Consider the following 12,679-nt stretch of genomic DNA (forward strand, 5'->3'; position numbering starts at 1 on the left):
GAGCAGCATATTTCGCTCGTGTTCCTACCACTTCTGACTCCATGCCATGCGCGGCCGCCGGCTGCAGTCGGCAGCCGCGCAGCAGAGGCAACGCCGTTGCCCGATTTCCCTCATTCGGGTGATTCACGCCACCGGTCTTTCCTGCCAGAGTTTTCGCTGACCGGCTGGCTTCCCTTAGCGATCCGGTCTGCGACGTCGGCCACACAGCGTTTGGGTGTGGCCTCTTTTTTGCGGAGGCAAGGGGCGCGACGCCTCGACTCTGCGTAAAGATCAAGCTGCGTTCTGCGCGATCGGAAGGGGCTGCCGGTCAACCTCGTGGTCGGCGAGATGTCGCAAGCCGTCCAGGTAGTCCGCCCAGCGCTGCATCATCTCCTTGCGTTGTGGCAGGTGGGTGGTTCGGTTGTAGGCCCGACCTAGCGGATCTCTGACCGTGTGCGCGAGCTGCGCCTCGATGATGTGCGCGGGCACGCTGAGCACCTCATCAAGGATTGTTCGTGCCATCGCACGGAAGCCGTGACCGGTCATAGTCTCGTTGTCGTATCCGAGCCTGCGCAGCGCGGCGTTGACCGTGTTGTCGCTCATCGGGCGAGCTGAGGTCCGGACGCTTGGGAAGAGGTATCGGCCGCGGCCGGTCAGCGCCTGTAGTTCGCGCAGGATGGAAATGGCTTGTGAGGAAAGCGGCACGAGGTGGTCTGCCCCTGCAGCTTTTGCTGCTTTCGTTCGCTTCATACGAGCGGCGGGAATTGCCCACATGCCCCCGTCGAAGTCGAACTCGCTCCATTCGGCCAAGCGTAGTTCGCCTGGGCGCTGGAATACGAGCGGCGACAGTCTCAGGGCACACAGTACTGGAAAGGTGCCCGTGTAGCCGTCGATGGCGCGGAGCAGCTCCCCAACGGCAGTGGGGTCCGTAATGGCTGCGAAATGCTGCTTTTGAACTGGCGCAAGCGCGCCACGGAGGTCCGCAGTAATGTCTCGCTCTGCGCGGCCAGTCGCCACCGCGTACCGCATTACCTGGCCAACGTTTTCTCGAAGGCGATGGGCCGTCTCCAACTTGCCGCGAGTTTCTACCCGACGCAGGATGGCCAGCACGTCGACGGGCTGCAGTCGGATGATAGGTTTTGGGCCGAGCCACGGGAATGCATAAAGGACCAGGCGCCGCAAGATCTTCTCGGCATAGCCAGTCGACCAGGTCGGGGCATACCGTGCATGCCATTCTCGAGCCACTGCCTCGAAGCTGTTTTCCGCGTTTAACAGCAAGGTCCGCTTCTCAGCCTTCCGTGCTTCGCCTGGATCAATGCCGGCGGCCAGCTTCTGTCGAGCATCATCACGTTTGCGGCGTGCTTCGGCCAAGGACACGGTGGGATAAACACCCAGGGCGAGCTTTTTTTCCTTGCCGGCAAACCGATACTTGAGCCGCCAGTATTTCGAGCCGGAGGGGGTCACCTCCAAGTACATGCCTGCCGCATCGGCCAGCCGATATGGTTTTTCCCTGGGGGCGGCCTTGCGGGCCTCTGCGTCCGTCAACGGCATCGTTCGATCGACCTTTGGGGGCATCGATCTCGGGCCGGCGGAATAGGCCACCAGATGTGCCCCCAGAATTGTTTGGATCCGGGTGCATCCGATGGTACTTGATTGGAAAACAAAAAACCCGCCAAGCCTTGAGCTATAGCGGGTTTCTGTACTTGGTTGAACCAAGGGAAATTAGGCGATGGTGCCGAAGAGAGGAATCGAACCCCCGACCTTCTCATTACGAATGAGCTGCTCTACCGACTGAGCTACTTCGGCAACATGTTCCGGCGATCTGGAACAGCCCGCAATAGTAGCAGCGTTTTCCGGCCTTGTGAAGCCCTTTTGTGTCGCCGGTGCCATCCGGCGCCGGCACGAAAAACGGGGCGCGGGGCACCCCGTTTCAGGCAAGTCCGGCTGCGATCAGGCCTTGGCTTGCGCTTCCTGGTGGTAGCGCGTGACGCGCTCCACCTCGTTCTTCGAGCCCAGGATCACCGACACGCGCTGGTGCAGCTTGGTCGGCTGCACGTCGAGGATGCGCTGCTCGCCGTTGGTGGCGGCGCCGCCGGCCTGCTCGACCAGCATCGCCATCGGGTTGGCTTCGTACATCAGGCGCAGCTTGCCGGGCTTTTCCGGCTCGCGCTTGTCCCACGGGTACATGAAGATGCCGCCGCGGGTCAGGATGCGGTGCACGTCGGCGACCATCGATGCCACCCAGCGCATGTTGAAGTTCTTGCCGCGCGGGCCTTCGTCGCCGGCCAGGCACTCGTCGATGTACTTGCGCACCGGCGGGGCCCAGTGGCGCATGTTCGACATGTTGATGGCGAATTCCTTGGTGTCTTCCGGAATCGTGACGTTGGACTGGGTCAGCACGAAGCTGCCGGCCTCGCGGTCGAGCGTGAACATGTGCACGCCGTTGCCGACCGTCAGCACCAGCGTGGTCTGCGGGCCGTACACGGCATAGCCGGCGGCGACCTGGTGCGTGCCGGGCTGCAGGAAGTCGGCCTCGGTCACGGTCTGGCCGGGCTTGGGCATGTGCAGCACCGAGAAGATGGTACCGATCGAGACGTTGACGTCGATGTTCGACGAGCCGTCGAGCGGGTCGAACATCAGCAGGTATTCGCCCTTCGGGTAGCGGTTGGGAATCTCGTAGAACGATTCCATTTCTTCCGACGCCATCGCGGCCAGGTGGCCGCCCCATTCGTTGGCGTCGAGCAGCACTTCATTGGCGATCACGTCCAGCTTCTGCTGGGTTTCGCCCTGGACGTTGCCGGTGCCGGCCGAGCCCAGCACGCCGGCGAGGGCGCCCTTGCTGACGGCGTTGGAAATGGCCTTGCAGGCGCGCGCGACCACTTCGATCAGCAGCCGCAGTTCGGGCTGGATGGTGTTGTGCTTGCGCTGTTCCTCGACCAGGTAGCGGGTCAGGCTGATGCGAGTCATGGTTGGTTCTCCTTGGATGGCCGCAATTCTACATGCCCGGCCGCGCCGGGGCCGGGCATCGGGGGCGTGGGCCGGTCGCGCTCAGCCGGCCAGCGCCTTGCCGACGATCTCGCGCACGTCGCGCGACAGCGTGCTGCACGCGGCGACGCGTTCCAGCTCGGCGCGCATGCGGTCGCGCAACGCCAGTTCGTACTTCTGCCAGCGGTCCATCACCCGCGCCAGGCGCGCCGCCACCTGCGGGTTGATGGCGTCGAGCGCCAGCACCTGGTCGGCCCAGAAGCGGTAGCCCGAGCCGTCTTCGGCGTGGAACTGCGCCGGGTTGCCGGAGCAGAAGCTGAAGATCAGCGAGCGCGCGCGGTTGGGGTTGCGCAGGTTGAAGGCGGGATGCTCCATCAGTGCGCGCACGGTGTCGATGGTGCGCTTGCCGGCGTGCGGGCCCACCTCGCCCCGCTGCATGCCCTGCAGCGAGAACCATTTGTCGATCACCAGCGCGTCGTCTTCGAAGCGCTGGTAGAAGTCCGCCAGCGCATGCTCGCGGCCGGGCGCGAAGCTGTTGACCAGCGCCGACAGCGCGGCGAAGCGGTCGGTCATGTTGTCGGCATTCTGGTACTGCTGGTCGGCCAGCGCCTGCATCGCGGGGTCGCCGCTGTCGGCCAGGTAGCCGAGCGCGAGGTTGCGCAGCGCGCGCTTCGCCGCCGAGGCGGCATCGGGCGAATACGGGCCGGGCGTGGCATTGGCTTCGTAGGCGGCCAGCCAGTCTGCCTGCAGCGCGCGCGCCAGGCCTTCGCGCATGAACTGGCGGGCGCGGTGGATGGCGGCGGGATCGGCCACGCCCATGCGCTCGGCCAGGTAGGCCTCGGCCGGCAGTACCAGCGCCTGCTCGCGGAAGGCGGGGTTGAGCGTGTCGTCGGTCAGCACCGCGCGCATGGCGCGGACCAGCGCCGGATCGAGCCTGAGCTCGCGCCCGGCCTGCACGTCGGCGACCAGCTGCAGCAGCGCGCGCGTGGCCAGGCGCTGGCCGGCTTCCCAGCGGTTGAAGGCGTCGCTGTCGTGCGACAGCTGGAAGGTCAGCTGCGCGTCGGTGTACTCGGCATCGACGATCACCGGCGCGGAGAAATTGCGCAGCAGCGACGGCAGCGGGGCCTCGGCGCCGCGCGGCAGGTTGATGAAGCGGAAGCTCTGCTCGGCCTGCGTGAAGTCGAGCACGCGCGTGGTGCCGGCGGGCGCGCTTTCGCCTTCGAGCTGCAGCGGCAGGTCGTTGCCGTCGGCGCCCAGCAGGCCGAGTGCGAACGGGATATGGAAGGGCTGCTTGTCGGGCGTGCCGGCGCGGGTCTCGATGCCGACCTTGGGGCAGCGTTGCGTCAGCGTCAGCGTCAGGCTGCCGTCGTCGCCGTTCCACGCAGTGCGCGCGGTCACCACCGGCGTGCCGGCCTGGCTGTACCACAGCCCGAACTGGCTCAGGTCGCGGCCGTTGGCATCGGCCATGGCGGCGCGGAAGTCGTCGCAGGTCACGGCCTGGCCGTCGTGGCGCTGGAAGTACAGGTCCATGCCCTTGCGGAAGCCTTCGCGGCCCAGCAGGGTCTGGTACATGCGCACCACCTCGGCGCCTTTCTCATACACGGTGACGGTGTAGAAGTTGTTGATCTCTTCGTAGCTGTCGGGGCGCACCGGATGCGCCATCGGGCCGGCGTCCTCGGGGAACTGCACCTGGCGCAGCACGCGCACGTCCTCGATGCGCTTGACCGCGCGGCCCGATTCCGAGCCCATCATGTCGGCCGAGAACTCCTGGTCGCGGAACACCGTCAGGCCTTCCTTCAGCGACAGCTGGAACCAGTCGCGGCAGGTCACGCGATTGCCGGTCCAGTTGTGGAAGTACTCGTGGCCGACCACCGCCTCGATATTGGCGAAGTCGGTGTCGGTCGCGGTTTCCGCGTTGGCCAGCACGTACTTGGTATTGAAGATGTTCAGGCCCTTGTTCTCCATCGCGCCCATGTTGAAGTCGCCGACGGCGACGATCATGAAGCGGTCGAGATCGAGCTCCAGGCCGAAGCGCTGCTCGTCCCAGCGGATCGAATGGACCAGCGAATCCATCGCGTGGCGGGTCTTGTCGAGGTCGCGCGGCTCGCCCCACACCTGCAGCAGCTTGTCCTTGCCGGAGGCGGACTGGATCCGTTGCTCGATGCATTCGAGCTTGCCCGCGACCAGCGCGAACAGGTACGACGGCTTGGGGAACGGGTCTTCCCACACGGCCTCGTGGCGGCCGTCGGGCAGTTCGCGCTGGCTTACCAGGTTGCCGTTGGACAGCAGCACCGGATAGGCGGCGCGGTCGGCGCGCAGCGTGACGCGGTAGGTCGCCATCACGTCGGGGCGGTCGAGGAAATAGGTGATGCGGCGGAACCCTTCGGCCTCGCACTGGGTGAAGAAGTTGCCGTTGGAGACATAGAGCCCCGACAGCGTGGTGTTGGCCGCAGGCTGGCACGCGGTGGTGATCTCCAGCGTGCCCTGCGCCGGCAGGCCGGGCAGCGTCAGCGTGCCGCCGTCCTGGGTGGCGTTGGCCACCGGCTTGCCGTCCAGGCTGACGCCGATCAGTTCGAGTTCTTCGCCGGCCAGCACCAGCGGCGCGTCGGGCGCGCCGGCGGTGCGCGCGAAGCGCAGCGTGCTGGTGACCACGGTGCGCTGGGGATCGAGCTCGAGCACCAGCGCGGCGTGGTCGATGGCGAACGGCGGCGGGGTATAGTCCTTGCGATAGACGGTAACGGGCGTGTCGGTGCGCAGCATGAGGGATCCTGTCTTCGGAAGACCGTTAGGAAAAGGGACGGCCGGGGCGGCCACGCGCGTGCAGGCAAAGCATGGCGCTGAAGTCCTCATTGTAGCCAAGGGGTCGGGGCGCGGTCTGGCGGGCGCCGCACCAAGCGGGCGCGGGGAATTCCGCGGCGCCGGCGTGGTCTCAGAGACACGCAGGGTTTCAGTAGACAGAAGAGCGAGGTAGCACTATGTGGCAGCGCGCAGGCGGTGTCGACGATGAAGGGGCAGCGGGCCGGTGGGCCGGGCTGCGCAGGGTATGGGGCGCGCTGGCGTTGCTGGCAGGGCTGTTGTTGACGGGGTGCGCCACCACCGTGACCACCGATGTCACGGCGTTCCGCCAGCCCGGCTGGCAAAACGATGCGCCGCGCACCTACAGCTTCGAGCGCAGCGCCGAGCAGGCCGCGCAGCTCGACCGGCAGACCTATGAGCAGTGGCTGGCGGCGGCGCTGGCGGGCGTCGGCTTCGAGCAGGTGCCGGCCCGGCAGGCGCGCTATCTGGTCAGCATGGACTATGACTCCGCACCGGGGCTGGTGCGCGTGGCCGAGACGGTCTATCCGGACCCGTGGTACGGCCCCTGGGGCCCGTACTGGGGCCCGGGCTACTACCGGCCATGGGGTCCCTGGGGGCCATGGGGCCCGTGGGGTCCGGGCTACTGGCCGCCGCAGACGGTGGTGCGCGACGTGCCGGTGACATTCTCCAGCCTGCGGGTGTATTTCAAGGATGCGGCCAGCGGCAAGCGGGTTTACCAGGTCACCGCGCAGAACCAGGCCGAGAACGCCAGCCTGCCGACGATGATGCCGTACCTGATCCGCAGCGCCTTCACCGACTTTCCTTCCGACAGCGGCCGTCCGCGCCGCGTGACGCTGGAGGTGGAGAAGAACGCCAAGTAGCGCGACCGCCATCAGCCGTCACCGGCCGTCCCAGGCCCGGCAGTGCAATGCGTGCGGATGCATGCAGGAGCATGCTTCTGCACCGCCATTGCATACCCAATGGTAAAAGCTGTTTAACGGGCAGAAACCGCGCAAAATGCGGCCTGCGGGCGTGCCGCGGTGGTACTTTGCGCGGGCGCGTGGGCTAGAATAGCTGCTCGATTTTTCCGGCCTGGCTGCCGGAGTCGTCAGTTTCGCTGCCAGAGCTTGTCCTTCGCTGCCGGCTTGTCGCTTGAGCCGGGCCGAACCATGGCGGGAGAGGGGCGCTTCCGGTCCGGGCCATTTTCCGGACGAGCCAATGAGCAGCAAGACCAGCGGTGATGCACCGCAACATGCCCCGAACAGTCCTGAAGCGCAGCTGCGCCTCGCCGCGCTGGAATACCACCGCAGCCCGACCAAGGGCAAGATCCAGGTCACCGCGACCAAGGCGCTGTCCAACCAGCGCGACCTGTCGCTGGCCTACTCGCCGGGCGTAGCCTACGCCTGCGAGGAAATCGCCAAGGATCCCGCCACCGCCGCCGAGTACACTTCGCGCGCCAACCTGGTAGCCGTGGTCACCAACGGCACCGCCGTGCTCGGCCTGGGCGACATCGGCCCGCTGGCCGGCAAGCCGGTGATGGAGGGCAAGGGCTGCCTGTTCAAGAAGTTCGCCGGCATCGACGTGTTCGACATCGAGCTCGACGCGCGCGACCCGGACAAGATCGTCGAGATCGTCGCCGCGCTCGAGCCCACGCTGGGCGGCGTCAACCTGGAAGACATCAAGGCGCCCGAGTGCTTCTACATCGAGCAGAAGCTGCGCGAGCGCATGAATATTCCGGTGTTCCATGACGACCAGCACGGCACCGCGATCATCTCGGCGGCAGCGCTGCTGAACGGCCTGAAGGTGGTCGGCAAGGATATCGCCAAGGTGAAGATGGCGGTGTCGGGCGCAGGCGCTGCCGCGATCGCCTGCCTGGACACCATGGTCAGCCTCGGCGTGAAGCGCGAGAACATCTCGGTGGTCGATTCCAAGGGCGTGATCTATGTGGGCCGCGACGCCAACATGGAAGCCAACAAGGCCCGCTACGCGCAAGACACCTCGGCGCGCACGCTGGCCGATATCGTCAAGGGCGCCGACGTCTTCCTGGGCTGCTCGACCGCCGGCGTGCTGACCGGCGAGATGGTCAAGACCATGGCCGACCAGCCGATCATCCTGGCGCTGGCCAACCCCGAGCCCGAGATCCGCCCGGAAGTGGCCAAGGCCGCGCGCCCGGACTGCATCATCGCCACCGGCCGTTCGGACTACCCGAACCAGGTCAACAACGTGCTGTGCTTCCCGTACATCTTCCGCGGCGCGCTCGATTGCGGCGCGACCAAGATCACGGAAGCGATGAAGCTGGCCTGCGTCAAGGCCATCGCCGAGCTGGCCGAAGCCGAGCTGAACGATGCCGTGGCCGCGGCCTACGGCGGCCGCGAGCTGAAGTTCGGCCCCGACTACATCATCCCGACGCCGTTCGACCAGCGCCTGATCGAGAAGATCGCCCCCGCGGTCGCCAAGGCCGCCGAAGAATCCGGCGTGGCCACGCGCCCGATCAAGGACCTGGAGGCGTACCGCCAGCAGCTGTCGACCTACGTCTACCACACCGGCCTGATCATGAAGCCGGTGTTCTCGGCCGCCAAGGCCGCGCCCAAGCGCGTGGCCTATGCCGAGGGCGAGGAAGAGCGCGTGCTGCGCGCGGTGCAGTCGGTGGTCGACGAAGGCCTGGCGCGTCCGATCCTGATCGGCCGCCCGCACGTGATCCAGATGCGCATCGACAAGGCCGGCCTGCGCCTGAAGCCGGGCGTGGACTTCGAGCTGATCAACCCCGAGGACGATCCGCGCTACCGCGCCTACCACGAGGCCTACCACGCGCTGCGCGGCCGCGATGGCGTGACCCCGGACATGGCCAAGGTGGCGCTGCGCCGCTCCAACACGCTGATCGGCACCATGCTGATGCATATGGGCGATGCCGACGCGCTGCTGTGCGGCACCGTGGGCCGCTTCGAGGCCCACCTCGAGCACGTGCGCGACGTGATCGGCCTGGCGCCGGGCGCGCATGTGTTCGCCGCGATGAACGCGCTGATGCTGGAGAAGTACACGCTGTTCATCACCGACACCTTCGTCAATGACGACCCCAGCGCGGAACAGCTGGCGGCGATCACCCAGCTGGCCGCGGAAGAGATCGCGCGCTTCGGCCTGCAGCCCAAGGTGGCGCTGATGTCGCACTCGATGTTCGGCTCGTCGACGCGGCCGTCGGCGCGCAAGATGCGCGAGGCCGCGCAGATCCTCGAACGCGAGGCGCCGCACCTGGAAGTCGAAGGCGAGATGCAGGGCGATGCCGCGCTGGTCGAGGACGTGCGCCGCCACTTCCTGCCGTCGACCAAGCTGGCCGGCAGCGCCAACCTGCTGGTGATGCCGACGCTGGACGCCGCCAACATTGCCTTCAACCTGCTCAAGATCACGGGCGGCCAAGGCGTGACGGTGGGCCCGATCCTGCTGGGCGCGGCCAAGCCGGTGCACATCCTGAACCCGCAGGCCACCACGCGACGGATCGTCAATATGACGGCCGTTGCCGTGGCCGAGTGCAACGCGGTGCGCTGATCCGCTGCGTAGTGTCCGCCAAGCAAAAGGCCGGGTCGCGATGACCCGGCCTTTTTGTTTGTTGCCCCGCCGCATTCGCGCGGCCAGGGGCGGTTGGGGTGGTGCTTATTGCAGCACGTTGTACTGCTCGCGCATGACCACGATTATGGATTTTGCCGCGGCCAGCTGGTGGCCCAGGTTGTCGACGGACTCCTGCGGGAAATCGACCTCGGCGCTCCAGTTGCATCCGGTATGGTCAGGCTGGTGCATTCGCACCGCGTGCAGTTCGCATTCGCCGCACTCGGGGTTGTTGTCGAGGCACTGGTTCAGGATGGCCATCAGTTCAGACCGGGTCTTCGCGTAGCGCCGCATGTGTCACCTCGCTGTCATGGGTTTATGAGGCTTGGAACACCAATCTAGGAAGCGCGCCGGGGCCAAGCCAATTGAATCCGCCTATGGAGCGGCAGCTTTCCATCTGGCGCGGGGCCGGGTTCGGCGTGGCGCAGCGCAGCATTGCCAGGCGGCTGGCGTGACGCGCGCGGCGCCTGTCTTGCCATGAAAAAGCCCGCCGGAAAGGCGGGCTCCAGTGCTGCGGTGACGCGCTCAGCGCATCAGAACTTGTGGCGCACGCCCACGCCGAAGGTATCGCCGTGCTCGATGCCGGTGATCTTGTCGTAGTAGTAGGCGGCGTACACGTCGGTGCGCTTGGACAGGTTGTAGTCGTAGGCGACGGCAAAGGTATTGCGCTTGAAGTCTCCCAGCGAGTTGTCGACCTTGCCGTAGGCGTACGACGCCAGCAGGTTGCCGGCACCGATCGGCACCGAGGCGCCGAACTGGCCGTCGATGTGCTTGATGTCGCCCGACGGCGCGGTGGTGGCGCGGGTCTTGATGTACTGGCCCTGCGCGAACAGCTTGACCACCTTGAAGTCATAGGACAGGCCGATCTGCGCGGCGTCCTGGCGCGACAGGCCGATGTCGGACATGTCGGTCGGCACGCTGTTGAAGCGCACCTGCTGGTAGGCCACGGTCGCGGCGAACGGGCCGTTGAAGTACAGCACGTTGCCGCCGAACTTCTGCTTGCCCGCGGCGCCCGGCTGCTCGCCGAAGCCGTAGATGAAGTTGGCGGTCAGGCCGCCGAAGTTCGGCGTGCTGTACACCACCGAGTTGTTCCAGCCCGAATCGCCGATGATGCCGGGATCGGCGACGGCGCCGCTGACCGCGCCGAAGTAGGTGTGGAAGATCGTCGGCGAGAACACGTACGAGTCGACCAGCGGGTTGAACAGGATGGTCGAAATGAAGTACGGCGTGGTGTTGCGGCCCAGCTTGATGGTGCCGGCCTTGTCGTTCTGCAGGCCGACATAGGCGTTGCGGCTGAACATCGAGTCGCCTTCGAAGCGGCCGCTGCGGCCGGCGTCGGTGCGGAAGAAGCCGTTCAGGTCGAAGATGGCCTTGGTGCCGCCGCCCAGGTCTTCGGTGCCCTTGATGCCCCAGTAAGACGTCTGCATGCCGCCCGAATTGGCTACCCAGGCGCGCTCGCCCGAGCCCGGGCTCTTCACGCCGCCGACGAACATGTCAGCCTGGCCGTACAGCGTGACGCTGGACTGGGCCATGGCCGCGCCGGAAAAAAGGGTAGCCGCTACCGCCGCCAGCTTGAGCGCCGGCTTGTACTGCTTCTGCATTGTTAGACCTCCGTGGTTTTGATCCTGCTTGGAACGTTGTGTACTGGGTCCCTGACGGGTTCTTGTCATGTCTTTGCGCTTTTATTCGTGCCGCCTGGCCAGGGCTCGGTGTGTGTTGCAAGGGAGGCCGGCGGCATCGGGGTACAGCGTTTTTTGTTATACAGGTGACGCTTTTTTGCTCAGGCGGATACTAAGTCGTCAAGACGGAACTGTGCAATGCGATGGATCTGGTTGATGCAAGTTTGCAACTCTTGCTGCGGCGTGTTTTCGATGCGGCGCGCGAACTCGGCGATGATGCCGTGGCGGTCGTAGCCGCGCACCGCCAGGATGAACGGGAAGCCGAATTTCTGGTTGTACGCCGCGTTGAGCGACTGCAGGCGGTCGAACTCCTCGGGCGTGCACAGGTTCAGGCCGGCACCGCTTTGCTCGCGCGTCGACTCGGCAGTCAGCTCGCCGCGCACGGCGGCCTTGCCGGCCAGCTCCGGGTGGGCGCGCACCAGCTTCAGCTGCGCCGCCTCGCCGGCTTGATCGACGGCCTGGCGCAGCGCCTGCGCCAGCGCGGCGCCGTCGGCGAAGGGCCGCTGCGCAGCGGCGGCCTCGGCAAACCACGGCGAATGTTCATAGATGCCGCCCAGCACCTGCACGAATTCGGCGACCGGCATGGTGTTGAGTTGGGCGATGGTGTAGGTCTGGCTCATGCTTTGTTCCGGGGAGTGTAGGGATGGGTGGCGGCCCAGTGCCGGGCGATATCGACACGGCGGCAGATCCACACCTTGTCGTGCCCTTGCACGTAGTCGAGGAAGCGCTGCAGCGCGCGGAAACGGCCCGGGCGGCCGAGCAGGCGGCAGTGCATGCCGATCGACAGCATCTTGGGGCTGTCCTGGCCGCTCGGGTCGCCTTCGTCGTACAGCACGTCGAAGGCGTCCTTCAGATACTGGAAGAACTGCTCGCCTGTATTGAAGCCCTGCGGCGTGGCGAAGCGCATGTCGTTCGAATCCAGCGTGTACGGCACCACCAGGTGCGGCTTCTTCTCGCCGCCGGTAACCTCGACCTCGGTCCAGAACGGCAGGTCGTCGCCGTAGTAGTCGGAGTCGTACAGGAAGCCGCCGTGCTCGACCACCAGGCGGCGCGTGTTGGGGCTGTCGCGGCCGGTGTACCAGCCCAGCGGCAGTTCGCCGGTCAGTTCCTTGATGATCTGCATGCCGATGCGCATGTGCTCGCGCTCGGTGGCTTCGTCGATGTTCTGGTAGTGGATCCAGCGCCAGCCGTGGCAGGCGATCTCGTGGCCCAGCTCGACGAAGGCGCGGGTCAGTTCCGGATGGCGCTGCAGCGCCATCGATACGCCGAAGATCGTCAGCGGCAGGCCGCGCTTTTCGAACTCGCGCAGGATGCGCCAGACGCCGGCGCGCGAGCCGTATTCATAGATGCCCTCCATGCTCATGTGGCGGTCGGGGTAGGCCGCGGCGCCGACGATCTCGGACAGGAACTGCTCGGAAGCGGCGTCGCCGTGTAGTACGCAGTTCTCGCCGCCTTCTTCGTAGTTGAGCACGAACTGCAGCGCCACGCGCGCGCCGCCCGGCCAACGGGCGTGCGGCGGGCGGGCGCCGTAACCGATGAGATCGCGTGGATAGTTATCGTTTGTCATGTGTCGTTGCTTGCTTCAGGGAAACCACCCGGCACCGCCGTCCCGCCGCAGGCGCCGATCGTCATGCAATGAACAT

General features: G+C 66.2%; 9 protein-coding genes and 1 tRNA gene. 2 read left to right on the forward strand and 8 right to left on the reverse strand.

The annotated features are described in order from the left end of the window. Positions 1–270: 270 nt before the first annotated feature. The 4 genes from A2G96_RS05985 to pepN all read right to left on the reverse strand — a co-directional run bounded on the left by A2G96_RS05985 (position 271) and on the right by pepN (position 5,724). Positions 271–1,530 carry a tyrosine-type recombinase/integrase gene (locus A2G96_RS05985; RefSeq protein WP_062797669.1) on the reverse strand — a complete coding sequence of 420 codons (1,260 nt, stop codon included), beginning with the start codon at positions 1,528–1,530 and terminating at the stop codon, positions 271–273. A 179-nt stretch (positions 1,531–1,709) separates the two neighbouring features. Then, positions 1,710–1,785 (reverse strand) — tRNA-Thr (locus A2G96_RS05990). A 144-nt stretch (positions 1,786–1,929) separates the two neighbouring features. Further along, positions 1,930–2,946 (reverse strand): class 1 fructose-bisphosphatase, encoded by a 1,017-nt coding sequence (locus A2G96_RS05995; RefSeq protein WP_018006958.1) that lies wholly within the window; start codon positions 2,944–2,946, stop codon positions 1,930–1,932. Between the two features lie 81 nt (positions 2,947–3,027). Beyond that, positions 3,028–5,724 carry an aminopeptidase N gene (pepN, locus tag A2G96_RS06000; protein WP_062797672.1) on the reverse strand — a complete coding sequence of 899 codons (2,697 nt, stop codon included), beginning with the start codon at positions 5,722–5,724 and terminating at the stop codon, positions 3,028–3,030. 293 nt (positions 5,725–6,017) lie between these two features. Between pepN and A2G96_RS06005 the strand changes: the two genes are divergently transcribed. Then, complete coding sequence (locus tag A2G96_RS06005; protein ID WP_062802087.1) at positions 6,018–6,641, forward strand: DUF4136 domain-containing protein; 624 nt, start codon at positions 6,018–6,020, stop codon at positions 6,639–6,641. 337 nt (positions 6,642–6,978) lie between these two features. Continuing rightward, the gene (locus A2G96_RS06010; protein WP_062797674.1) at positions 6,979–9,300 is read left to right on the forward strand and encodes an NADP-dependent malic enzyme; all 2,322 of its coding nucleotides are present in this window, start codon (positions 6,979–6,981) and stop codon (positions 9,298–9,300) included. Between the two features lie 105 nt (positions 9,301–9,405). Here the strand turns inward: A2G96_RS06010 and A2G96_RS06015 are convergent, their stop codons facing one another. The 4 genes from A2G96_RS06015 to puuE form a co-directional block, all read right to left on the reverse strand. Beyond that, positions 9,406–9,651 carry a hypothetical protein gene (locus A2G96_RS06015; RefSeq protein WP_012352285.1) on the reverse strand — a complete coding sequence of 82 codons (246 nt, stop codon included), beginning with the start codon at positions 9,649–9,651 and terminating at the stop codon, positions 9,406–9,408. 239 nt (positions 9,652–9,890) lie between these two features. Continuing rightward, complete coding sequence (locus tag A2G96_RS06020; RefSeq protein WP_062797676.1) at positions 9,891–10,958, reverse strand: porin; 1,068 nt, start codon at positions 10,956–10,958, stop codon at positions 9,891–9,893. 179 nt (positions 10,959–11,137) lie between these two features. After that, a complete protein-coding gene (gene uraD, locus A2G96_RS06025) occupies positions 11,138–11,656 on the reverse strand; it encodes a 2-oxo-4-hydroxy-4-carboxy-5-ureidoimidazoline decarboxylase (RefSeq protein WP_062797679.1) in 519 nt (172 codons plus the stop codon). Then, a complete protein-coding gene (gene puuE / locus A2G96_RS06030) occupies positions 11,653–12,603 on the reverse strand; it encodes an allantoinase PuuE (protein ID WP_062797681.1) in 951 nt (316 codons plus the stop codon). The genes uraD and puuE overlap by 4 nt, the downstream gene beginning before the upstream one ends. Positions 12,604–12,679: the final 76 nt, after the last annotated feature.

The sequence above is a fragment of the Cupriavidus nantongensis genome (assembly GCF_001598055.1).
Taxonomy (GTDB): Bacteria; Pseudomonadota; Gammaproteobacteria; order Burkholderiales; family Burkholderiaceae; genus Cupriavidus; species Cupriavidus nantongensis.

What these genes read in the sequence shown, in the direction of transcription:
- A2G96_RS06015 (WP_012352285.1), bottom strand. Translation starts at nt 9,651, where the DNA reads ATGCGGCGCTACGCGAAGACCCGGTCTGAACTGATGGCCATCCTGAAC.
- uraD (WP_062797679.1), bottom strand. Translation starts at nt 11,656, where the DNA reads ATGAGCCAGACCTACACCATCGCCCAACTCAACACCATGCCGGTCGCC.
- puuE (WP_062797681.1), bottom strand. Translation starts at nt 12,603, where the DNA reads ATGACAAACGATAACTATCCACGCGATCTCATCGGTTACGGCGCCCGC.
- pepN (WP_062797672.1), bottom strand. Translation starts at nt 5,724, where the DNA reads ATGCTGCGCACCGACACGCCCGTTACCGTCTATCGCAAGGACTATACC.
- A2G96_RS05985 (WP_062797669.1), bottom strand. Translation starts at nt 1,530, where the DNA reads ATGCCGTTGACGGACGCAGAGGCCCGCAAGGCCGCCCCCAGGGAAAAA.
- A2G96_RS05995 (WP_018006958.1), bottom strand. Translation starts at nt 2,946, where the DNA reads ATGACTCGCATCAGCCTGACCCGCTACCTGGTCGAGGAACAGCGCAAG.
- A2G96_RS06020 (WP_062797676.1), bottom strand. Translation starts at nt 10,958, where the DNA reads ATGCAGAAGCAGTACAAGCCGGCGCTCAAGCTGGCGGCGGTAGCGGCT.
- A2G96_RS06010 (WP_062797674.1), top strand. Translation starts at nt 6,979, where the DNA reads ATGAGCAGCAAGACCAGCGGTGATGCACCGCAACATGCCCCGAACAGT.